Below are 21,544 nucleotides of genomic sequence, written 5' to 3'. Positions count from 1 at the left end.
GCTGAGGAGGCGGGCAATCGGGCCTTAGCCCGGTGACGATGCGGGCCCGGGACCGGCCCGCTGTGGGGGCACCCCCAGCCGCGAAGCGGCGAGGGGGAGAGGCGGGCAATCCAGCCTCAGCTGATTGATGCGGGCGGTTGCCACCCGTTGAGTGGCAACCGCACCGTGAACTCGGTGTGACCGGGTGCGCTGTCAACCGTGATCGTCCCGTGGTGCGCCTTGACCACCGCGGAGACGATCGCCAATCCGAGCCCGGTGCTGCCGCCTTTGCGCGAGCGCGAGGAATCACCGCGGGCGAACCGCTCGAACACCTCGGACTGCAGCCCCGCCGGGATGCCGGGGCCGTTGTCGATGACCGACAGCACGGTCTGCGTCGGCTCGGTGCTCAACCGAGTCGTCACGACGGTGCCGGGCGCGGTGTGGACCCGGGCGTTGGCCAGCAGGTTGGTCAGCACCTGCTGCAGCCGCGCCGCATCGCCGGTGACGACCACCGGCTCCTCCGGCAGGTCCAGCTCCCACTGGTGATCCGGCCCGGCGACGTGCGCGTCGCTGACGGCGTCGACCGCCAGCCGCGACAAATCCACCGGTTGGCGTTCCAGCGGCCGGCCGGAGTCGAGGCGGGCGAGCAACAGCAGGTCCTCGACGAGGCGCGTGATCCGCTCGGTCTCGGACGCCACCCGGCTCATCGCGTGCGCGACGGCCTCGCGGTCGTCACCCATGCGCTGGGTGAGCTCGGTGTAGCCGCGGATCGCGGCCAGCGGCGTGCGCAGTTCGTGGCTGGCGTCGGCGACGAACTGGCGTACCCGGGTCTCGCTGGCCTGCCGGGCCGACAGCGCCGCCGCGATGTGGTCGAGCATCCGGTTCAGAGCCGACCCGAGCTGACCCACCTCGGTGGACGGATTCGCGTCGGACTCGGCCACCCGCACCGGCAACTCGACCTCGCCGCGGTCCAGCGGCAGTTCGACGACCTCGCTGGCGGTTTGCGCGACGCGACGCAGCGGGGCCAGCGCCCGCCGGATGATGACGACGCCGGCACTGGTCGCTGCGACCAGCGCGATCACCGTGACGATCCCGAGGATGACCAGCATCCGGATCATGGTGGCGTCGATGTTCGACATCGACAGGCCGGTGACGATCACGTCCCCGCCGCTGCGGCTCGGGGCGGCGACGACGCGGTATCGACCGAGTCCGTCCAGTTCGAGCGTCACCGGCTTGCGGCTGCCGGCGATGTGTTCAAGTTGCGTCTGCGCGGCCTGGGTCAACGAGGCCCGCGCGCCGTCGCTGGTCAGGTATCCGGCGTCGACGATCTTGCCGTCGGTGATGACCGCGGCGACCATCCCGGCGGGCTGGCCCGGGGCATCGAGGAACCGCGGGCCGGAACCCGGTCTGGGATAGAAGTGCGACTCGTGGCGCCAGCCCGGGCGTTTCGGTTCGGGGTACATCAGCGCGGAGCGGTACGAGGTCCCCGCAAGTTGCCCGTCGAGCTGCGCGACCAAGTGGTGCAACAACGCCAGTTCGGTCGCCGCGGTGATGCCGATGCAGACGATGGCGAGCACGACGATCTGGCCGACCAGCAGCCGGAGCCGAAGTGACCAGACCCGCCGCGTCCTAGCGGGCCGGCTTGAGGACATAGCCCGCGCCGCGCAGCGTGTGGATCATGGGTTCACGACCGTTGTCGATCTTTTTGCGCAGGTAGGAAATGTAGAGCTCGACGATGTTCGACCGCCCGCCGAAGTCGTAACTCCACACCCGGTCCAGGATTTGGGCCTTACTCAGCACCCGCTTGGAGTTGCGCATCATGAACCGCAGCAGCTCGAACTCGGTGGAGGTCAACGAGATTGGTTCGCCCGCGCGGGTCACCTCGTGGCTGTCCTCGTCCAGCACCAGGTCCCCGACCACCAGCTGCGCGCCGCTGTCCACGGTCGTCACCCCGGTGCGACGAAGCAGCGCCCGGAGCCGCAACACGACCTCTTCGATGCTGAAGGGCTTGGTCACATAGTCGTCGCCGCCGGCGGTCAGGCCCGCGATGCGGTCCTCGACGGCGTCCTTGGCCGTCAGCAGCAGCACCGGCAGCTGCGGATTGTCCTCGCGCAGCTTGTGCAGCACATCCAGCCCGCTCATGTCAGGCAGCATCACGTCAAGCACGACAACGTCGGGTCGCTGGGCCCTGGCCGCGGCGATCGCCGATGCGCCGTCGCCCGCGGTGGAGATGGTCCAGCCCTCGTATCGCAGCGCCATGGAGACCATTTCGGCCAGCACCGCTTCGTCGTCAACGACGAGGACATTGATCGGGTTGCCGTCCGCGCGGCACATGACAACCCGCTCTACAGAAGCCCGGGACTGCGTCACAGGTTCCAGTATCCGCGCCGGGCTGAGGCAACGCTATGGCGTTCCTTTGCGTCACCTGTGAAAAGATCGCGTGACTGCCGAGCAGTCACGCGATCCGGTTTCACGGGGTGCCTAGTACCAATACCGCCTGCCGGCGACCGGCCGGCCGACGGAGCCCATGATCCACAGCACCGCGCCGATGACGAGCACGACGATGCCGATCTCCCACAACAGCGGGAGGCTAAACACAAACCCGAGAATGAGTAGCACTACGCCGAGGATGATCATGACAACTTCCTTTTTGTGAGGGGTCTACGTTATTTCCTGGCCGTTTCTAGACCACCGCTAGACCACTGGGCATTGAACTGGGCTGCGGGACATGGCAATCCTTGACTTTGGGATTGACGCCCGCATAATTCAGGGGACCGGCGATAACCGTCAACGCAATGTTTCCCGCGGTGACACAATTCGTTGCGCCGCCCTTGAAGTAGTCGCGCTGAAAAGCCGCGAAGACTCCGATGAGCAACCAGATCAGGACAATCCCGCCGATCACTCCGCGACCACCCATGGTGACCTCCATTGTGTTCGAGAAAAAATCTCGTGGACCTAGCGTTACCCGTTGGACTTGCGTCTAAACGTGGTCCGCGCCGACGCCTTAACGCGCCCGTTATCAGGAATGCTCCGCGAGCCAGGCCTCGGCGCGCCGCCTGGAGGCGCGGGAGAGCCACGCGTCCTGAATCAGCTCCGCGAGTTCGGTCCTGGTGATCTCGGCGAGTCGGCAGGCCCGTACCAGCACCGAGGGATGCCCGTCGAAATGGCTTGTGGTGAAGAACGGCGACGCGGGATCCTGGACGAGCGCGAGCTTGTCGCTTTCCGACTCCACCCACAGCATGATCACGTCGCCGTAGCGTTCACCGGTGTCCGGATCCATCGCGTCGGGCTGTGGAGTGCGGAAGAACACGAACGACTTCCCGCCGACCTGATAGATGGGGTTGCCCTTCGGGCCCTCCAAGCGCTTGACGTGTGGCATCGACGCGGCGATCCGATGCACGTCACTGACCCGGGCCGGCCGCTCAGCCATAACCGCGAGATTACCGTGGTCGGTAGCATGGCGAGTGGGGTTGCGGTGAAGGGGGATTGAGATGGATCGCTCTCGGCTGAACTCTCGGGTCGATGCGCCGTGACCGACACCCTGTTCGCCGACGTCTCCGAATTCCAAGTGCCCGTGGACGATTCCTATCCGTACCCGGTGCTTTCCATCCGGGTGTGCGACGGCACCTATCGAGATCACAACTTCGCGGCGAACTACGCATGGATGCGCGCGGCCTTGGACAGCGGGCGCCTGACCTTCGGGATCGTCTACACCTACGTGCGGCCGAACTGGTTGGACAATGCCAACACCGTGCGCTCGATGATCGATGCGGCGGGCGGCTTGCACCCGCGGGTCACGCTGATGCTCGACGTCGAAGCCGGCGGCAACCCACCCGGTGACGGCTCGAGCTGGATCAACAGCCTGTACTGGAACCTGGCCGACTACGCCGGGTCCGCGGCGCGAATCATCGGGTACGCCAACGCCTATGACTTCTCCAACATGTGGCGCACGCGGCCCGCGGGCTTGCGCGTCATCGCGGCCGGTTACGGGTCCAACCCGGACCTTCCGGGTCAAGTCGCGCACCAGTACACCGACGGCACGGGCTACAGCCCCAACCTGCCGCAGGGGTGCCCACCGTTCGGCCGTTGCGACATGAATTCCGCCGACGGGCTGACACCGCAGGATTTCGCCGCCGCGTGCGGCATCAGTACGAACGGAGGATGGTTGATGGCGCTCACCGACGACGAACAAGCCGAACTGCTGAGCAAGGTCCGCGACATCTGGGACCAGCTGCGAGGGCCCGGCGGCGCGGGCTGGCCGCAACTCGGTCAGAACAGCGAGGGTCAGGACCTGACACCCGTCGACGCGATCGCGGCGATCAAGCGCGACGTGGAAAGTTCGGCGGGCCTGCAGGCTTCGAGTTAGCCGCCCCTCGCCGCACGGCCGCTCACGAGTAACCCGGGGTCCTATCCCACGGAGAGTCGTTCCCATCCAAGGGTGCGCACCGACCAGGAGGGTTACCACCGTTATGCGCCAGCCTCATCGCTCGCTCGCCGCGCTGCCGGCCGTCGCCGCGACAGCCGCGGCCGTCGCGTTGGCCTCCGGCTGCTCCCACACCGATTCGGCGACTCAGCGCCAACCGTCGGTCACCGTCGGTTCGGAAGTCGGCACGGCCACCGGCACGGGCCAGCCCCTGCCGGGCGCCGGCGAGGAGGTCCTGTTCGAACGCAACATCAAGCCGCTCTTCCGGGCGGACGACCGCGACTCGATGAAGTGGGCGTTCGACCTGTGGTCCTACAACGACGTCAAGGCTCACGCGGCGGCCATCGTCCAACGCCTTCGCGATGGCTCGATGCCATGCGACGGGGCGTGGTCAGCCCAGAAAGTCGACGTCTTTCAGCGCTGGATCGACTCCGGCATGTCCCCCTAGCGGTTCACCATGAAAGCCGTTGGCTCTCAACGAGATCGCGGTCAGCCCGCTCGCCGCTGCGCGGACACGTAGAGGGTGGGCGGCATAACGTTCCCCCCGTCCTGCGGAATGGTGCGGCCGTAGCGGGCCATCAGCTCCGCGAAGGTCGCCGTGGACACGTCCCAGCCGTGCTCGCGCAGCCAGCCGTCGACGGGCGTGCGCTCCTCGGGGTACCAGAGGTCGTCGAAGTCGGTGATTTCGGTGTCGACCAGCCTGGCCGCCGCGGCCCGCATCCGCTGCATGTCCTCGCGCTGTCGACGAACGAGCTCGGGGTCGGTGAAGCCCTCGCCGGGGACGTTGGAGGCGAGCCAACTACCCTGCGCGCTGAGCGCATGTATGCGCTCGAACAGCAGGTCCTGGGCCTGCGCCGGCAGATAACGCACGAGGCCCTCGGCCGACCACACCGCCGGGCGCGACGCGTCGAACCCGGCTTCCTGCAACGCCTTTGGCCAATCTTGACGCAGATCGATCGCCACGTTCACCAGCCGGGCGTTAGGTTGCGCGCCGTGCTCGCGCAACGTGTTGGACTTGAACTCCAGCACCTTGGGCTGGTCCAGCTCGTACACGACGGTGCCGTCGGGCCAGGGCAGCCGCCAGGTGCGCGCGTCCAGGCCGGCGGCCAGGATCACCACCTGGCGGACGCCGGCGTCGGCCGCGCCCATGAAGAACTCGTCGAAAAACGCTGTGCGCGTGGCCATGAAGTCGATCATCAGCTGAATCCGTGACCGAACCTCCGGTTCGAGCTCGACCGCCTTGGCGAGCCGCTTGGGGTCGGCATAGAGGCTCCACATCCCCTCGCCTGCCGCGTCGACGAACAGGCGCGCGAACGGGTCCTTGATGAGCGGGTTCTCGCTCTCGGTCTCAGCGGCACGCGCCGCCGCGACGCCCAGCGCGGTGGCTCCCACGCTTTGAGTGATGTCCCAGGAATCGTTGTCGGTACGCGGCATCGCGGTTTCCCTTCCCAAGCCTTCAGTTCGTTAGTTGCCCACACTATTGTTCCAGGACTCCGGCGGTGCCGGCTGCCCACCGCCGGTGACCTACGCTTCTTCCCATGACCCGTACGCCGCAGGAGATATTTGCCCACCACGGGCAGGCGCTCGGCGCAGGCGACCTGGACGGGATCGTCGCCGACTACACCGAGGATTCCGTGGTCATCACCGGGGCCGGCGTCGCGCGCGGCCGAGACGAGATTCGCGGGGTCTTCGCGAAATTGCTCGACGACCTGCCCGACGCGGCATGGGATCTCAAGAACCAGGTCTTCGAGGGCGACGTGCTGTTCCTGGAGTGGGCGGCCGATTCACCGCTCAATCGGGTCGACGACGGCGTCGATACCTTCGTCTTTCGCGACGGCATGATCTGGGCGCAGACCATTCGCTACACCCCGCGGCCCAAGGGCTGACCGTGGAGCCCACCGACGTCGGGGCCCTCGAGGCCGTAGCGGAATGGATGTCCGCGCAGGGGCTCGGTGAGGGTCCGCTGGAGGACGTCGCCACCGTCACCGGGGGCACCCAGAACGTCATGCTGCGATTCACCCGGGCCGGGCGCCCGTACGTGTTGCGGCGCGGACCGCGGCATCTGCGCCCGCGCAGCAACAGCGTGATCCTGCGCGAGACGAAAGTCCTTGCGGCGCTGGCCGGCTCCGATGTGCCGCACCCGCACCTGATCGCCACCTGCGACGACACCAGCGTGCTCGGCGATGCGGTCTTCTACCTGATGGAGCCGGTCGACGGGTTCAACGCCGGCGAGGGGCTGCCGCCTTTGCACGCGGGCGACGCCAGCGTGCGGTTCGGGATGGGCCTGTCGATGGCCGACGCGCTGGCGCGGCTCGGCGCCGTCGACCACGTCGCCGTCGGGCTGGCCGACTTCGGCAAGCCGGACGGTTTCCTGGAGCGTCAGGTGCCGCGGTGGCTCTCGGAGCTGGATTCCTACAGCGAGTACGACGGCTACCCCGGGCCCGACATCCCGGGGATCGAGGAGGTCTCCGCCTGGCTGGAGCGCCGGCGACCGACGGCCTGGACCCCCGGCATCATGCACGGCGACTACCACGCCGCCAATGTGATGTTTTCCCGCACCGGACCCGAGGTGGTCGCCATCGTCGACTGGGAGATGTGCACGATCGGTGACCCGCTGCTGGACCTGGGCTGGCTGCTGGCGACCTGGCGCCAGCCCGACGGCTCGAGCGTGTTCAGCCACGCCCTCGGCGGCCAGGACGGTTTGGCCAGCACCGACGACCTGTTCCAGCGGTACGCCGCCAACACCACCCGCGACCTGTCGAACATCACCTGGTACACCGTGCTGGCCTGCTTCAAGCTCGGCATCGTGATCGAGGGGACGCTGGCCCGGGCCTGCGCGGGCAAGGCCGAAAAAGCGGTCGGCGACCAGCTGCACGCCGCCACGGTGCACCTGTTCGAGCGGGCGCTGACGCTTATCGGCGACGAATCCTGACCCACTAACATCTCCCTTCGTGCCGCCCTACCCCGAGAACCCCGACTTCTACTCCGAGCCGACCCAGGCCGCCTACGGCGGCTATTACGACGAACCGGCCGCTCAGCCGCCCGAGCCACCGACTCCCTGGTATCGCCGCCCGGCGGCGCTGGTCGCGGCCGGCGCTCTCGGGGTGATCGTGCTCGGCCTCGCGGCGTACGCGGTGGTCAAGCTGGTGGCCGGTTCGCCGTCGCCGGCTCCGACCACCACCACGACGACACCGGCTCCCACCACCACCGCTTCGGCGGCGCCCACCACGACGGAGCCGCCGCACCACCACGGCGGCGGCGGTGGCGCGCCGACGCAGACCGTCACCGAGACCGCCCCGCCGGCGAGCACCGACACCGGCACCCCGAGCACCGACACTCCGACGACGACGGTTCCGCCGAGCACGGTCACCGTTTCGCCGAGCACCGAAACCAGCACGGTGACCCAGACGGTGACCATCCCGCCGCGTCGGCCGTTCCAACCGCGCCCATAACCGGGACACGTTGGGGGCCACGGGGCTAGCCTCCATCCGTGGACGTCGGGGAATCGGTCAGGCGCTCGCTTGACCATTGGGAGCACCGCGATTGGGACGCGGCGATGCTGCACGCCTGCAACGCGGTCGACGGCACCTCGAAGAAGCGCTATTCGCAGCAGGGCATCGCGACCCGGTTCAAGCGCACGATCCGAGACTCGCTGGACATCTTTCAGGTGATGGCCGCGCCCGGCATCGATTTCGATCAGAGCCGCTTTCCCATCGCGGTGAAATCGGACCTGCCCGACGGCCGTCCCGACATCGCCGACGTCCTATACGGCGTGCACCGCTGGAACCACGGCCACGAGGCCGAACTGCGCGAGGGTTTCGAACTGACGCCGCATGGGCCCCGCCCCGCGGGAGTGCAGATCTGGCGAACCGGGAGGATCCAGCTTCCCGCCTCGACGGTGATCGGGCTGTTGGCCGTCGCGGTGTTCTCCCCCGAGAACAAGGGCGAGGACATCCCCGATGGGTACCAGCTCAGCTGGTACCAGTACGTCTTTCACGTCTCCATGTGGTGGGGTTGGCAGGACCACTTTCGCGAGATCATCGCCACCGCCCAGATCCCGCGGACGACTCTCGACTTCGCCGAGTCCTGGGACGACTGGTCGCCGGTGTAGCGGCCAAAGTCGCTCGCCTGCAAGCAGTGACAGACTGCTTACATGCAAACGAGCATCGGCCTGGTGCGCCCCGCTTCCGCGCACGACGCGGCCGCCTGCGTCGCGATCTACCGCCCCTATGTGCTGGAGACGGCGATCAGCTGGGAGCTCGAAGTCCCGAGCGAAGCGGAGATGGCGGCGCGGATCACCGCCGCCCGCGAGACCCACGAGTGGCTCGTCCTCGAACGCGACGATCGGATTGTCGGATTCGCCTTCGGGCACACGCTCAATCGCCTGCCCTCCTACCGGTGGACGGCCGAGACCGGACTCTACGTCCATCCGGACCACCACCGCGCGGGCGTCGGCCGCGCGCTCTACACCCGGCTACTGCGCCGGCTGACGGAACGCGGCTACCGGCAGGCCCTCGCCGGCATCACCCAACCCAACGAGGCCAGCAACCGTTTCCATCGATCCTTCGGATTCGAAGAGGCCGGGCTGTACCGGCGCGTCGAATGGAAACACGGCCGCTGGCACGACGTCGCGTGGATGCAGCTCGATCTGGCCGGTTCGGCCGACACGGAAGCGCCGCCCGGCCCGATCGTCTGAGCCGGGGGCGCCTTTACCGAATGAAAAGAGTTAGGGGCTAGCGACCGCCGGCGCCACCGCCGACGCGGCCTCCGGCGCCACCGCCCACGCGGCCGCCCGCGCCACCGCCGAGGCGTCCACCCGCGCCACCGCCCACGCGGCCACCGGCGCCACCGCCGAGGCGTCCACCGGCACCACCCCCGACACGTCCACCGGCGCCGCCACCCACGAAGCCGCCGCCGCCACCACCGATTCGCGCAATGCTGTTAGTCATGTGCGGAAGTTAGCGCCGAAACCGCGCACCCACAATGAACGGACTCTTAACGATTCGAATCTTTTTGGGGAAGTCGACCACCACCTCGTGAGCGCGCCCGACACCGGCTCCGATCTTGAATCCGCCACGGCCGCCGACAAAGCCGGGATGCGAATGTAAGTGGGGTAGTGCGCTACTCATGTGCTCCGCGTGACCTTGCGTAATAGTTCTGACACCGAACGAACCGGTGATGGCACTCAGAGCATCGGTGCAACCTGTTCGATGGTGCCTCGGTCCGCTCGGCGGACCACGACGTGGACGCATTAGCGGTCGCGCCGTTTGCTTTTCAAATTCCAAGGAGAAACTGATGGCAAGCCAGACCCACATCGTCCGCAAGCGACTCGCCGAGACCGTCGTGCAAACTCGGCGCCTTGGACGACACATCGAACACGACCCGCGGTCGCGTGACTTCCCGGCCGAGAGGGCGCAGGCCATCGTCTCGGTCGACCATCGTGCGACCGGCTTGCCACTCGACCAGGGCCAGATCGGCTCGTGCACCGCAAATGCATTGTGCGGGGCGCTAAATTCCGCGCCCGACTACACCGGCGCCAAGTCCTACACCGAATCCGATGCGGTCATGCTCTACGAATTGGAAACCAAACTCGAGGGCCAGCCGTATCCGCCCAACGACCCCGGCGGCTCGGGGCTCATGGTGTGCAAGGCCGCCCAACAGCTCGGCTGGATCTCCTCGTACCGGCACGCATTTGGGCTGCAACACGCTTTGACGGCGCTGGTGATCCAGCCGGTGATCACCGGCTTCAACTGGTACACCAGCTTCGACGAGCCCGACCCGAACACCGGCCTGGTCACGATCACTGACGATGCCACCGTGCGTGGCGGCCACGAGGTGGTGGTCGACGGCATCGACGCCGACAACCAATTGATCTGGCTATGGAATAGCTGGGGGACCAACTTCGGTCGCGGCGGACGGTTCTGCATGTCGTTCGGCACCTGGGAACAACTACTCGCCGAGAGCGGCGACGTTACTGTCCCGGTCACTGCTTCGCAGACGCCCGCGACATCGCACAAAACCCGGCAAGAACGGGGCAACCAGTGACGCTCAGTCTGATGCCCCAGACCTTTGATCCCGGTTACGTCGCCGAGCCGTTCCTGACCCTCTGCGATCAGGCGCCGGCGGCGGCGGTGTATCCCTACGACGCGTTCCGAGTCGAATGGGGCCCGATCTTCCATCGTGGCCGGCTCGACGGTACGGCGCGTCTCCTCTGCATCGGCCAGGATCCAGCCCAGCACGAGGCGGTGGTCCGCCGGATCCTGGTCGGGACGGCGGGACATCGCGTCCAGGGCTTTCTGGCGAAGCTCGGCCTCGACCGAAGCTATGTGATGGTCAATACCTTCCTCTACAGCGTCTACGGTCAGAGCGGGGGTAACCAGCATGTCAGCGACCCGCCCGTCGTCCAGTACCGCAACCGGTGGCTCTCCGCGCTGCTGGCACCGGGGGCGATCGAGGCGGTCGTGGCGTTCGGCTCCCTCGCGGATCAAGCCTGGCGTGACTTTCTTCAGGATCCGGCCAATGCGGACTGGAAGGCACTCGCGTATCAGCATGTGCCCCACCCGACCTCGCCGGAGGGCACGGGCGGGACGCCGGCACAGATCGCCGCCGCGACCACGGCCATGCTGGTCCAATGGAACGCGGCGCTGCAGGTTCTCCGCAGCGCGGTCACCCAGCCCGACGCGGCACGCCAGTTCGTTCCCTATGGCGCCACATTCCTTCCGGCCGAATTGCCGCCCATTCCGGCATTCGATCTGCCGGCGGGAACGCCGGCCTGGATGCAGGGCGATAGCGGATGGGCGACGCGCACCGGCACGACGGCGGCGCTGAAGCGGCGCACCATTACCGTCCAGGTCCCCGACGGCATCATCCCGGCCACCCCTTAAGGCGACCCTCGCGGAGGGAGTAGACCCATGAAATTCGTCCTGCACGGCTCTGTGGTCACGATGAACACCGCCTTCGATACCTGGCCGAACGGTGCGGTCTACATCGACGGCAACCAGATCGTTTCGGCCGGCGACCGTGGCGCCGCGGCGCCCCAGGGGTTCGCCGGAGCCCCGGTCGTCGAGACGGGCGGGTTCATTTTCCCGGGACTGATCGAGCTGCACAATCACCTGAGCTACGACGCCTTGCCGATGTGGCAGGTTCCGAAGCTCTACACGAACCGCGGCCAATGGCAGAACGACAAGGACTATGTCCGCTCGGTGTCCGCCCCGATGACGACAATCGCGAATTCCAAGGACCCGCACCTGCTTGCGGCGGTCGCGCGCTACGCCGAAACCAAGTGCCTGCTCGGGGGTGTGACGACCAGTGAGGGCATCTCGCTCAAGTCCGACCAGTTGCAGGCGTACTACCACGGCGCCCTACGGGCGGTCGACGATCCCAACGACGCCGCGTTTCATCGAGCCACGACGCACATTCCCGACGTGGCAGCGTCGCAATGGGCGCAATTCAAGAAGGAGGTCGACAAGGCGTCCTGTCTGCTGCTCCACCTGAGCGAAGGCCTGGACGACGAAGCGCGCAACGCCTTCCTCGCGCTGAACAATGGCACGCAATGGGCGATCGGTCCGGCACTGGCCGGCATCCATTGCGCCGCGCTCAAACCAGAGGACTTCGCCGTGCTGGCCCAGAACCAGGCGTCGATGGTGTGGTCGCCATTGAGCAACCTTCTACTCTATGGCGGCACCGCGGACGTCAAGTCCGCCCGCGCCGCCGGAGTGCCCGTCGCCCTCGGCTCGGACTGGTCGCCCTCGGGCAGCAAGAACCTGCTGAACGAGCTCAAGGTTGCCAAGATCGTCAATGAGATCGATCAGATAGGACTCTCCGACCGCGACATTGTCGCGATGGCGACGAGCGCACCGGCGGCGATCGTGAAATGGGGCGCACTGATCGGCAGCATCGAGCCGTCCAAGCGCGCCGGCGTCACTGTGATTGCGGCGGCGCCGTCGGCAGATCCTTATGCGGCTTTGATCGATGCCAAGGAAACCGACGTCGTGCTGGTGCTGGTCGACGGGCGCCCGGTCATCGGAACCAGGGACCTAATGTCCGGCTTCGGCGTCGCCGGCGAGGCGTTGGCGCTCGGGACCGATACGCGCGTGGCGGACTATGGGCCGAATGATCCGAAGGTCCCGCCCATCACTTTTGCCGACGCCCGGGCCGCGTTGACCGACGCGTTGCAGCGGTTGCCGACCCTGCTCGCGGACGAACAGCGCGGGCAGGGTGTCGCCGGGCGAAGCCTGACGGCCGCGTCGGAACCCGAGATGCGCCTGGCGCTCGATGAGGAGCACTTGAGCGGGTTTGCTCTCCGTCCCAGCCTGCCCCTTGCCGGGCAGCAGACGGGGCCGGACGCGCGGTTACCGGCGTTGGCGGCAGCGGCAGCGGCGCCCAAGTCGCTCAGCCTCGACCCCGTGTGCGTGGCGGTTGACGCCGCGTACGGCGACGGCCTGCAAGGCCAGCTGAATCTGCCCGCTGAGGTCAAGCAGGCTCTAAAGGCCTACTACTGACCCGCCGTGGCACAGCGCTGAATTGTGACTGAATGCGAAGGCCGCGCGTCGCTTTCACCGGCATCCGATGCGGAAATGTGCGGAAATGTGCGCGCCCGAAGGGATTCGAACCCCTAACCTTCTGATACTTTCCCAACGTCCGCCGGAGTCCGCATGGGTCCGTTATCGCCCTGTGGCGCAGTGGTTTACCGAAACGACCGTCCGTGAAAGTGCGGGCGAATCCGGGCCGATTCGCGGGCGTTTGTATCAGGAAAGTGGAGATTATCGCGTTCGCGGGCCGCCGATGTCAGAGCGATCCGAGACCCTATCCGAGAAACCAAAGGCTCCGGCGGCTGCGCGAACAGCCCGGGGGAATGGACGAGCTACCAAGGAGTTCGACAACAATAAGTATGACACCCGAAAACAGCGCCGCGGGCTGGCGGGACCTGACCGACCAGCTCACGCCCGAGCAGATCGCCTACCTGACAGATCTTGAAAGCGATCGCGGCAGACTCGTGCGCATAACCGGAAACCCGCAAGCTGTGGCGGACGGATGCCGCGTTGTTGCACTTACTCCAGATCGAAGACCGGAAGTCAAGCAGCCCATTGAAACTCATACGATCCGCATAGTAAACTCGCCCATCCCGGGGGTGACGTTAAAGACGTCCGCAAAGGAGTCAACTATGTCGTCCCTCAGCATCGCGCCGGACATCGTGGCAGCAGCGAGTGGGAACTTGGAGAACTTGGGCTCCGCGCTACGCAGCGCGAATGCGGCGGCGGCGAGTCAAACGACGGCCATCGCGGCACCCGCTGCTGATGAGGTGTCGGTGGCGATTGCGGCACTGTTCGGTGCCCACGCCCGAGGATTTCAGGCCGCCCAGGCCGAGGCGGCGGCGTTTCACAGTCAGTTTGTGAAGCTGCTGGGCGCGGCCGGAAGCACCTATGCTGGCGCCGAGGCAGTCTCTGCGTCGTCGTTACTTGACAAAATATCGCTCAACTGGGACTTATTTAAGATTGACTCACAGCTATGGAATGACCTTACGTCGGGCAAGACCATTCAGGACTTTAACAATTGGTTTGGAGAGCAGATTTCGGATAAAGTGGGGAGTTGGATTATCGGTAAAATTGTTGGTGGTGAAACCATTTGGCTCGGTATTGAAACTGGTGCTGAACTGGGAATACCAGGTGGGCCGTGGGGCGTTCTAGGTGGTGCTCTTGTCGGAGGATATCTTGGATACAAATATCCGGATTGGCTTGGACACGCGATAGGTCAACTGGGCCTTCAATATAGTATTACGCAGCTACTCAATGGGCAAAATCCCTTTGCGGGTGTCTCATCGTATATAAATTCTCTGTTCGGCACCGGCGGATCCCTTTCTGGCTGGTATGGATTCGGTCCGAGCGTTACCATTACCAGCGACTTAGTCGGGCCGTGGGGCGCCGACGGAATCCAGCAAGACGTGACGGGGGTATTTACCTTCGGAGCTGGGCCCTTCAACGTGCAGGTCGGCTCTTTCCAAGGGATGTCGGCCGCCGATATGTACGGAGGCATGGCGACGGAAAGCGCGACCGTTTTCGGCATCAGCGAGTCGGGATCCGTATCCAACCCAATTGGGGGGTCACCCCACTTCTCCTTCTCGGGCGGCCTCCCCGGCCAGGCGGCTCTATTGAATTACTTGGCAAATACCTTCCCCTGATCCCGCATTCACCCCAGGCGAGTAGTTCTTTGGGTGCAGCAGAAAGCACAGAGGCTCACGCCGCGACTCATGAAACCCTAATCGAGCGCGAGCGCGCCCAGAGGCTCGGCTGAATCATGGTCGGGTCCAACCATTGTCCGCGCGGGCGACCGGCACTCTGATTGATCGCGGCAAGATCCGGCGCAAGCCGCTACATCGGCAGGACCACCGCAAGCACCGTGCGCCGCCACACACGGTGGTGCTCCTCCGGTTTTGTGTCGAGGCACTGACGGCGCTCATCGCCGACAGGCGGCCTCGAAGGGCCGGTCTTCGCCAACCGTGACGGCGGATGGATGAGTCTGGCGAATATGCGCCGCGCGCTACGGGCCGCGCTGCCCGACGATCTGGCGTGGGTGACGCCTTACCCATTCCGGAGATCTGTTGCGACCGCAGTGCGCGACGTCATGGTCCCGCGGCGGCGCAGCAGCAACTGAGTCACGCCAAACTCGCGACGACCGAAGCGCATCATCTGCAGCGCCGAACCAGCGGTCCCGACGTCCGCGAAACCCTCGACCGCTACGCCGCCGGGAAAGTAGCAACGGAAAGTATCAGGAAAGTAGCGGGTGATACGCGTGTCGCGAGTGTGCTGCGGTGCGTTTCCGCTGGAAATGTGCGCGCCTGTTCAGAGTCGGTTGATGCTTGACGTTTCTATGTCGGTTGATCCTTGACACTCATGTTGTGGTTAGGCCTGTGCGCTGGTGCGCAGGGCCCGTTTATTTCGTACCGTGCCGCGGCTGGTGCGGGCGGCGGTTTTGACGAGATCGTCGCCGATCCAAAACCGCAGTAGCTCACCGTCGACGTGGACATCGCAGCGGGCGCCGGCATAGTGGCGGCCCACGGCCAGATACCGCTGCTCGGCCACGCTCAACTCCCTCATCCAGGGAGTGTCAAGGATCAGCCGAAGTAACTGTCAAGCATCAGCCGAAACACTGTCAGGCATCACCCGAAGACGAAATGTCAACCATCAGCCGAGGTAATACAGGAAATGTGCGCGCCCGAAGGGATTCGAACCCCTAACCTTCTGATCCGTAGTCAGATGCTCTATCCGTTGAGCTACGGGCGCCTGTCTTCAGTTGTCTCGCCCCCGAAAGGGCGTGGCGGAGGCGAGAGGATTTGAACCTCCGGTCCCCTTTGAGGGGGACAACTCATTAGCAGTGAGCCCCATTCGGCCGCTCTGGCACGCCTCCATCGGACTTCCTGAGGGTACCCGAACCCTTACAGCCGTCCCTGAACCGCCGGAGGCATAGCGTACACAGCGCCGACATATGCTGTCGAAGTGACCGCCCGCCTGCGACCCGAGCTGGCGGGGCTTCCCGTCTACGTTCCCGGCAAGACGGTGCCGGGCTTGATCAAACTGGCCAGCAACGAAACGGTGCACGGGCCGCTGCCCAGCGTCCGCGCGGCGATCGAACGGGCCACCGACACGATCCACCGCTACCCGGACAGCGCGAACCTGCAGCTCAAGGCGGCGCTGGCCAAGCACCTCAGCTCGGCAAGCGCCGCGGACTTCGCGCCGGAGCAGGTCGCGGTGAGCTGCGGTTCGGTCAGCCTGTGCCAGCAGGTCATCCAGATCACCGCCGCCGCGGGGGACGAGGTGGTGATGGGGTGGCACAGCTTCGAGCTGTATCCGCCCATGGTTCAGGTGGCCGGCGCCGCCGCCGTCAAGGTGCCGTTGACCGACCACACGCACGACCTGTACGCGATGCTTGCCGCGGTCACCGAGCGCACCCGGCTGATCTTCGTGTGCAACCCCAACAATCCGACGTCGACGGTCGTCGACCCGGAAGCGTTGGCCCGTTTCGTCGAGGCCGTGCCGCCGCACATCCTGATCGCCATCGACGAGGCCTACGTCGAGTACATCCGCGACGGCATGCTGCCCGACAGCCTGCAGCTGGCCCGCACCCACAGCAATGTCGTTGTGCTGCGGACCTTTTCGAAGGCCTACGGGCTGGCGGGCCTGCGCGTGGGCTACGCGGTCGGGCATCCCGACGTGATCACCGCGCTGGACCAGGTCTATGTGCCGTTCGCGGTGACGAGCATCTCGCAGGCCGCCGCCATGGCCTCGCTGGACGCCGCCGACGAGCTGCTGGCCCGCACCGACGCCGTGGTCGCCGAGCGCGCTCGTGTCAGTGCCGGTTTGCGCGACGCCGGGTTCGCCCTGCCGCCGTCGCAGGCCAACTTCGTCTGGCTGCCCCTGGGGACACGGACACAGGACTTCGTGGCGCGGGCGGCCGAGGCGCGCATCGTGGTGCGCCCGTTCGCGCCGGACGGGGTGCGGGTCACCATCGGGGCGCCGGAGGAAAACGACGCGCTGCTGCGGTTTGCCCGCGACTGGATAAAGGAGAACCAATGAGCTTGGCGCGCAAGAAGTTCACCGAATTCAAGGAACGCGCCGGCGACATCGCCGATGCCGAGCTCGACGACTTCTGGGCGACGCTGCAGCCGGCCGCCATCGACGAGATGATGGGCGAGTGGAAGGGCGGCGAGTTCGTCACCGGCCACAAGATGAACGGCCAGTTGGAAAAGGCCGGCTGGTACGGCAAGACCTTCAAGTCGGCCGGCGACGTGCAGCCGCTGGTGTGCCTGGACGCCGACGGGAACAAGTTCTCCAACAAGGCGATGGGCAAGGGCGAGGCCAGCCTGTGGCTGGAGGAGTTCCGCGGCGAAGTCACCGCGACCATGGTCTACGACGGTCAGCCCGTGCACGACCACTTCAAGAAGATCGACGACGACGCGGTGATGGGCATCATGAACGGCAAGGGCGTGCTAGACGCCGGCCGTTATTACTACTTCTTCCTCGAGCGGGTGTAGCTCTTACGCGTCGAGCGTGCGCCTGGCCGCACGCTCGGCGATACGGCGGAAAGCTACCGCGCCGGGTCGCGGCCCGTGAACGCGATCAGCTGCTCGAGGGCACCGGCGTCGGCCGGCACGTCGACGGGCTCGTCGAACCCGGCGCGGCTGCGTTGCTCTGGGCGGATGATCTGGTGCGCCAGGCCCAGCACGTATTCGGCCAACGGCTCCGGAGCGTCGATATCGTGCCCCACGGCCTTGGCGTAATCCCAGGCGTGAACCAGGAATTCGAGCGACAGGATGCCGCACGCGCCCCTGGCCGGCATCTCCCCCTTGCCGAACGGCACGGTGCCGTCCAGGCCGTGGCGATGCCACGCATCCAGGGCCGGGCGCGCCGCGGCGACGACCTGCCGCTCCACCGAATCGCTGGCGTCGCGCTCCGGAAGTTCCGCGCCTACCATGCGCCCAAGACCCGTGATCGAGTTCAGCAGGTGCTCGGTCAGCCGTGTCACGTCGAACTCGCGGCACGGCGTCTGCCGGGTCAGGTCGTCGGTCGCGATGGGGTGCAGGACTCGCTGCAAGACCGCCAGCGTGTTCTCGGCGCTGCGCAGCTCGTCGGTGGGTGGCGAATCAGGGCCGGGTCGCAAGTCAGGAGCCATATTTGCCACGCTACGGTCTCGATATGGGCGAGACATACGAATCCGTCACCATCGAGACCAAAGACAACGTCGCACAGGTGACGCTGATCGGCCCGGGCAAGGGCAACGCCATGGGGCCGGCGTTCTGGTCGGAGATGCCCGAGGTGTTCGCGGCGCTGGACGCCGACCCCGACGTGCGGGCCATCGTGATCACCGGATCGGGCAAGAACTTCAGCTATGGCCTGGACGTGCCCGCGATGGGCGGTTCGTTCGCCCCGCTGTTGTCGGGCGTCGCGCTGGCCGGCCCCCGCGCGGTGTTCCACCGCGAGGTCAAGCGCATGCAGGGCGCGATCAACGCCGTCGCCGACTGCCGCACCCCCACCATCGCGTCGGTGCACGGCTGGTGCATCGGCGGCGGAGTCGACCTGATCTCCGCGGTCGACATCCGCTACGCCAGCGCCGACGCCAAGTTCTCGGTCCGGGAGGTCAAGCTCGCGATCGTGGCCGACGTGGGCAGCCTCGCCCGGCTGCCGCTGATCCTCAATGACGGGCACCTGCGCGAGCTCGCATTGACCGGCAAGGACATCGACGCGGCCCGGGCCGAGAAGATCGGCCTGGTCAACGACGTGTACGACGACGCCGACGCCACGCTGGCGGCCGCCCACGCCACCGCGGCCGAGATCGCCGCCAACCCGCCGCTGACCGTCCACGGCGTCAAGGACGTCCTCGACCAGCAGCGCATCGCCGCCGTCTCGGACAGCCTGCGGTACGTCGCCGCCTGGAACGCCGCCTTCCTGCCGTCCAAGGACCTGACCGAAGGCATCGCCGCGACGTTCGAGAAGCGTCCGCCGCAGTTCACCGGCGAGTAGCGCGCCCTTGGCTACTCTCGCTGAAGTGACCACCACCGACGGAAGAATCCGCGTCCCGGCCGACCTGGACTCCGTGACGGCCATCGGCGCAGAGGATCACTCCGAGATCGACAGCGCGGCGGTCGAACGGATCTGGCAGGCCGCGCGGCACTGGTATGAGGCCGGCCTGCACCCGGCGATCCAGGTGTGCATCCGCCAGCACGGGCGCGTCGTGCTCAACCGCGCGATCGGCCACGGCTGGGGCAACGCGCCGACCGACCCGCCCGACGCCGAGAAGATCCCCGTCACCACGGACACACCCTTCTGCGTGTACTCGGCGGCCAAGGGCATCACCGCGACCGTCGTGCACATGCTCGCCGAGCGGGGCGTCTTCTCGCTGGACGACCGGGTCTGCGAATACCTGCCCACCTTCACCAGCCACGGCAAGGACCGCATCACGATCCGGCACGTGATGACCCACAGCGCGGGCCTGCCCTTCCCCACCGGGCCGAGGCCGGACGTCAAGCGCGCCGACGACCACGAATACGCGCAGCAGAAGCTCGGCGAACTGCGGCCCCTCTACCGCCCCGGGCTGGTGCACATGTATCACGCGCTGACGTGGGGCCCGCTGATGCGCGAGATCATCTACGCGGCCACCGGCAAGGAGATTCGCGAGATCCTCGCCACGGAGATCCTCGACCCGCTGGGCTTCCGGTGGACCAACTTCGGCGTCGCCAAGCAAGACGTTCCGCTGGTCGCACCCAGTCACCCCACCGGCCGGACCCTGCCGCCGGTGATCGCCCAGATCTTCCGCAAGGCGATCGGCGGAACCGTGCACGAGATCATCCCGTACACGAACACCCCGATGTTCCTCACCACGATCGTCCCGTCGTCCAACACCATTTCGACCGCCGACGAGCTGTCTCGGTTCGCCGAAATCTGGCGCCGCGGAGGCGAACTCGACGGCGTTCGGGTGGTGAGCCCGGAGACGATGCGGGGCGCGGCCGCCGAATGCCGGCGTTTGCGACCGGATTTCGCGATCGGCCTGATGCCGGCCCGCTGGGGCACCGGATTCATCCTGGGAACCAAGCGGTTCGGACCGTTCGGTCGCAACGCGACGGCGGCGTTCGGTCACCTCGGTCTGACGAACATCGCCGTCTGGGCCGACCCGGAGCGCGACATGGCCGCCGGCGTGATCAGCAGCGGCAAGCCCGGCCGCGACCCGGAAGTCCGCCGATACACCGCCCTGATGGACACCATCGCCGCGGAGATCCGCACCGGTTGAGGCCGCGCGGCGGTGGGAACACTGCAACGCATGGCTACATATCGAGTGCTCAACCCGAAGGGCGACGTCGTCGCCACCGAGGACATCGAAAGCGCCGACAAGGCGCACGCGTGGTTCGCCGACAACAAAGTCGAGGGCAACGAACTCGGCTGGCGAATGGAGGTCGAGCGCGACGGCGAATGGCACTTCTTCGACGACAGCGAGGGTGATCGAAGCTACTAGTTTTGCCTCCCGACGGGCGGGGCAACCAACTACGTATGCAATCTGAACGCTTCCGCAAGCTGCTGGACGCACCGGGGCCGTTCGCCTCGGTCTACTTCGAGGACTCGCACGACACCCACGACGCCGAGGCCCAGCTCGAGCTCAAGTGGCGGGCGGCGCGCGAGGAACTCGAGCAGAAGGGCGCCGCCCAAGCGGTGATCGACGAGATCGAAGCCGCCGTCATGGACCTGCGGCCGCCGATCGGCCGCAGCGGGCGCGCGGTGGTCGCCAGCGCCGACGGCGTGGTGATCAACGAGCATCTGGCGCGGCCCACCGCGATGACCGTCGTCCGTGTGTCCGAATTACCTTATCTGGTACCGATTCTCGAGCAGAGCTTCGATCACCCGGACTACGTGCTGGTGGTCGTCGACCACAGCGGCGCCGACATCACCACCCAACTCGGCGGCACGCTGCATTCGGAAACGGTCGACGGCGGTGGCCACCCCGTGCACAAGGCCGCCGGCGCCGAGAACGCGGGTTACGGCGACCCGCAGTTGCGCACCGAAGAGGCCGCCCGCAAGAACATGCGCGCGGTCGCCGACCGCGTCGGCGAACTCGTCGACGACAAGGGCATCGACGTGATCTTCGTCGTCGGCGAGGTGCGGTCGCGCTCGGACCTGCTCGCGGCGTTGCCGGAACGGTTGCGCGACCGGGCGGTCCCGCTCGAGGTCGGGGCGCGGCACAGCGGTCATGACTTCGGCGAGATCGAGCAGGCCATCGAGGACGAATTCGTCAACCGCCAGTTGCGCACGATCGACGCTGCCGCGCAGCGCTTCAGCGCCGAGATCGGCCGCGAATCCGGCCTGGCCGCTGAGGGATTGGGGCCGGTCTGCTCCGCGCTGCGCCAGGGCGCGGTGGAGACCCTGATCATCGGCGACGTCGGGGACGCCACCGTCGTCGCCGACGAGGGCCTGACGACGGTCGCCCCCGACGAGAACGTGCTGTCCGAGCAGGGCGCCGCTCCCGACAAAACGTTGCGGGCCGACGAGGCGCTGCCCATGTTCGCGGTTTCCGTCGGGGCGTCGCTGGTGCGCACCGACGAACGGATCACCCCGGCCGACGGTGTCGGCGCCGTGCTGCGCTACGCGCCGACCCTGCACTGAT

The 21,544-nt window shown here is 66.7% G+C and carries 25 protein-coding genes, 2 tRNA genes and 2 pseudogenes; 18 read left to right on the top strand and 11 right to left on the bottom strand.

Going from position 1 to position 21,544, the window contains the following annotated elements; all coding sequences use genetic code 11:
• Window positions 1-116: 116 nt before the first annotated feature.
• The 5 genes from AC5Y4S_RS28220 to AC5Y4S_RS28200 all read right to left on the bottom strand — a co-directional run bounded on the left by AC5Y4S_RS28220 (window position 117) and on the right by AC5Y4S_RS28200 (window position 3,409).
• Entirely contained in the window at window positions 117-1,631 is a 1,515-nt protein-coding gene (locus AC5Y4S_RS28220; RefSeq protein ID WP_500035839.1) for a sensor histidine kinase, read from the bottom strand.
• The gene (locus tag AC5Y4S_RS28215; protein ID WP_067154759.1) at window positions 1,609-2,313 is read right to left on the bottom strand and encodes a response regulator transcription factor; all 705 of its coding nucleotides are present in this window, start codon (window positions 2,311-2,313) and stop codon (window positions 1,609-1,611) included. Before AC5Y4S_RS28215 ends, AC5Y4S_RS28220 begins: the two co-directional genes overlap by 23 nt.
• A gap of 147 nt (window positions 2,314-2,460) precedes the next feature.
• Window positions 2,461-2,616 (bottom strand): hypothetical protein, encoded by a 156-nt coding sequence (locus AC5Y4S_RS28210; protein WP_173817459.1) that lies wholly within the window; start codon window positions 2,614-2,616, stop codon window positions 2,461-2,463.
• A gap of 46 nt (window positions 2,617-2,662) precedes the next feature.
• Window positions 2,663-2,908, bottom strand: a complete 246-nt coding sequence (locus AC5Y4S_RS28205; protein WP_068179979.1) for a hypothetical protein — start codon at window positions 2,906-2,908, stop codon at window positions 2,663-2,665.
• 90 nt (window positions 2,909-2,998) lie between these two features.
• Entirely contained in the window at window positions 2,999-3,409 is a 411-nt protein-coding gene (locus AC5Y4S_RS28200) for an MmcQ/YjbR family DNA-binding protein (protein WP_500035838.1), read from the bottom strand.
• A gap of 99 nt (window positions 3,410-3,508) precedes the next feature.
• On the opposite strand from AC5Y4S_RS28200, the gene AC5Y4S_RS28195 reads away from it, so the two are divergent.
• Together AC5Y4S_RS28195 and AC5Y4S_RS28190 are read left to right on the top strand one after the other, a co-directional pair.
• Entirely contained in the window at window positions 3,509-4,345 is an 837-nt protein-coding gene (locus AC5Y4S_RS28195) for a hypothetical protein (RefSeq protein WP_500035837.1), read from the top strand.
• Between the two features lie 103 nt (window positions 4,346-4,448).
• The gene (locus tag AC5Y4S_RS28190; protein ID WP_500035836.1) at window positions 4,449-4,850 is read left to right on the top strand and encodes a hypothetical protein; all 402 of its coding nucleotides are present in this window, start codon (window positions 4,449-4,451) and stop codon (window positions 4,848-4,850) included.
• Between the two features lie 41 nt (window positions 4,851-4,891).
• Here the strand turns inward: AC5Y4S_RS28190 and AC5Y4S_RS28185 are convergent, their stop codons facing one another.
• A complete protein-coding gene (locus tag AC5Y4S_RS28185) occupies window positions 4,892-5,836 on the bottom strand; it encodes a class I SAM-dependent methyltransferase (protein ID WP_500035835.1) in 945 nt (314 codons plus the stop codon).
• A 104-nt stretch (window positions 5,837-5,940) separates the two neighbouring features.
• Between AC5Y4S_RS28185 and AC5Y4S_RS28180 the strand changes: the two genes are divergently transcribed.
• Genes AC5Y4S_RS28180 through AC5Y4S_RS28160 form a run of 5 tightly spaced genes read left to right on the top strand, consistent with a single transcriptional unit; the run spans window position 5,941 to window position 9,098 of the window.
• The gene (locus AC5Y4S_RS28180) at window positions 5,941-6,288 is read left to right on the top strand and encodes a nuclear transport factor 2 family protein (protein WP_500035834.1); all 348 of its coding nucleotides are present in this window, start codon (window positions 5,941-5,943) and stop codon (window positions 6,286-6,288) included.
• 47 nt (window positions 6,289-6,335) lie between these two features.
• The gene (locus AC5Y4S_RS28175) at window positions 6,336-7,334 is read left to right on the top strand and encodes a phosphotransferase family protein (protein WP_500035841.1); all 999 of its coding nucleotides are present in this window, start codon (window positions 6,336-6,338) and stop codon (window positions 7,332-7,334) included.
• A 19-nt stretch (window positions 7,335-7,353) separates the two neighbouring features.
• Entirely contained in the window at window positions 7,354-7,854 is a 501-nt protein-coding gene (locus tag AC5Y4S_RS28170) for a hypothetical protein (RefSeq protein ID WP_500035833.1), read from the top strand.
• 38 nt (window positions 7,855-7,892) lie between these two features.
• The gene (locus AC5Y4S_RS28165) at window positions 7,893-8,513 is read left to right on the top strand and encodes an Rv1289 family protein (protein ID WP_500035832.1); all 621 of its coding nucleotides are present in this window, start codon (window positions 7,893-7,895) and stop codon (window positions 8,511-8,513) included.
• 42 nt (window positions 8,514-8,555) lie between these two features.
• Entirely contained in the window at window positions 8,556-9,098 is a 543-nt protein-coding gene (locus AC5Y4S_RS28160; protein WP_500035831.1) for a GNAT family N-acetyltransferase, read from the top strand.
• A 30-nt stretch (window positions 9,099-9,128) separates the two neighbouring features.
• Here the strand turns inward: AC5Y4S_RS28160 and AC5Y4S_RS28155 are convergent, their stop codons facing one another.
• Window positions 9,129-9,338: a hypothetical protein gene (locus tag AC5Y4S_RS28155; RefSeq protein WP_500035830.1), complete on the bottom strand. Its 210-nt coding sequence runs from the start codon at window positions 9,336-9,338 to the stop codon at window positions 9,129-9,131.
• A gap of 359 nt (window positions 9,339-9,697) precedes the next feature.
• Here AC5Y4S_RS28155 and AC5Y4S_RS28150 point away from each other — a divergent pair, with 359 nt between their 5' ends.
• The 5 genes and pseudogenes from AC5Y4S_RS28150 to AC5Y4S_RS28130 all read left to right on the top strand — a co-directional run.
• On the top strand, window positions 9,698-10,447 hold the full coding sequence (locus AC5Y4S_RS28150; protein ID WP_500035829.1) for a hypothetical protein: 750 nt from the start codon (window positions 9,698-9,700) through the stop codon (window positions 10,445-10,447).
• Window positions 10,448-10,458: 11 nt separating this feature from the next.
• The gene (locus tag AC5Y4S_RS28145) at window positions 10,459-11,286 is read left to right on the top strand and encodes a uracil-DNA glycosylase family protein (protein WP_500035828.1); all 828 of its coding nucleotides are present in this window, start codon (window positions 10,459-10,461) and stop codon (window positions 11,284-11,286) included.
• 27 nt (window positions 11,287-11,313) lie between these two features.
• On the top strand, window positions 11,314-12,903 hold the full coding sequence (locus AC5Y4S_RS28140) for an amidohydrolase family protein (RefSeq protein WP_500035827.1): 1,590 nt from the start codon (window positions 11,314-11,316) through the stop codon (window positions 12,901-12,903).
• Window positions 12,904-13,292: 389 nt separating this feature from the next.
• Complete coding sequence (locus AC5Y4S_RS28135; protein WP_500035826.1) at window positions 13,293-14,579, top strand: PE family protein; 1,287 nt, start codon at window positions 13,293-13,295, stop codon at window positions 14,577-14,579.
• 130 nt (window positions 14,580-14,709) lie between these two features.
• Window positions 14,710-15,261: pseudogene (locus AC5Y4S_RS28130) on the top strand (hypothetical protein); the annotation flags it as partial.
• Between the two features lie 39 nt (window positions 15,262-15,300).
• Here the strand turns inward: AC5Y4S_RS28130 and AC5Y4S_RS28125 are convergent.
• From AC5Y4S_RS28125 to AC5Y4S_RS28115, 3 genes and pseudogenes are all read right to left on the bottom strand, one after another.
• A pseudogene (locus AC5Y4S_RS28125) lies at window positions 15,301-15,462 on the bottom strand (IS481 family transposase); the annotation flags it as partial.
• A 146-nt stretch (window positions 15,463-15,608) separates the two neighbouring features.
• Window positions 15,609-15,681 (bottom strand) — tRNA-Arg (locus AC5Y4S_RS28120).
• 32 nt (window positions 15,682-15,713) lie between these two features.
• A tRNA-Ser gene (locus AC5Y4S_RS28115) sits at window positions 15,714-15,805 on the bottom strand.
• An 89-nt stretch (window positions 15,806-15,894) separates the two neighbouring features.
• Here AC5Y4S_RS28115 and AC5Y4S_RS28110 point away from each other — a divergent pair.
• Window positions 15,895-16,971: an aromatic amino acid aminotransferase gene (locus AC5Y4S_RS28110; protein WP_500035825.1), complete on the top strand. Its 1,077-nt coding sequence runs from the start codon at window positions 15,895-15,897 to the stop codon at window positions 16,969-16,971.
• Window positions 16,968-17,429 carry a DUF4334 domain-containing protein gene (locus AC5Y4S_RS28105; protein WP_500035824.1) on the top strand — a complete coding sequence of 154 codons (462 nt, stop codon included), beginning with the start codon at window positions 16,968-16,970 and terminating at the stop codon, window positions 17,427-17,429. The genes AC5Y4S_RS28110 and AC5Y4S_RS28105 overlap by 4 nt, the downstream gene beginning before the upstream one ends.
• 53 nt (window positions 17,430-17,482) lie before the next feature.
• Here the strand turns inward: AC5Y4S_RS28105 and AC5Y4S_RS28100 are convergent, their stop codons facing one another.
• Window positions 17,483-18,067: a TIGR03086 family metal-binding protein gene (locus AC5Y4S_RS28100; protein ID WP_500035823.1), complete on the bottom strand. Its 585-nt coding sequence runs from the start codon at window positions 18,065-18,067 to the stop codon at window positions 17,483-17,485.
• 23 nt (window positions 18,068-18,090) lie between these two features.
• On the opposite strand from AC5Y4S_RS28100, the gene AC5Y4S_RS28095 reads away from it, so the two are divergent.
• Genes AC5Y4S_RS28095 through AC5Y4S_RS28080 form a run of 4 tightly spaced genes read left to right on the top strand, consistent with a single transcriptional unit; the run spans window position 18,091 to window position 21,543 of the window.
• Window positions 18,091-18,915 carry a crotonase/enoyl-CoA hydratase family protein gene (locus AC5Y4S_RS28095; protein ID WP_500035822.1) on the top strand — a complete coding sequence of 275 codons (825 nt, stop codon included), beginning with the start codon at window positions 18,091-18,093 and terminating at the stop codon, window positions 18,913-18,915.
• Window positions 18,916-18,940: 25 nt separating this feature from the next.
• Complete coding sequence (gene lipE / locus AC5Y4S_RS28090) at window positions 18,941-20,179, top strand: lipase LipE (RefSeq protein ID WP_500035821.1); 1,239 nt, start codon at window positions 18,941-18,943, stop codon at window positions 20,177-20,179.
• 30 nt (window positions 20,180-20,209) lie between these two features.
• The gene (locus AC5Y4S_RS28085; RefSeq protein WP_066941663.1) at window positions 20,210-20,401 is read left to right on the top strand and encodes a hypothetical protein; all 192 of its coding nucleotides are present in this window, start codon (window positions 20,210-20,212) and stop codon (window positions 20,399-20,401) included.
• A 35-nt stretch (window positions 20,402-20,436) separates the two neighbouring features.
• Window positions 20,437-21,543 (top strand): Rv2629 family ribosome hibernation factor, encoded by a 1,107-nt coding sequence (locus tag AC5Y4S_RS28080; RefSeq protein WP_500035820.1) that lies wholly within the window; start codon window positions 20,437-20,439, stop codon window positions 21,541-21,543.
• The last annotated feature ends 1 nt before the right edge of the window (window position 21,544 follow it).

The organism is Mycobacterium sp. NGS64, from assembly GCF_059812245.1.
Note: the sequence above shows the minus strand (reverse complement) of the source record. Positions and strands in the feature narration are given on the sequence as shown.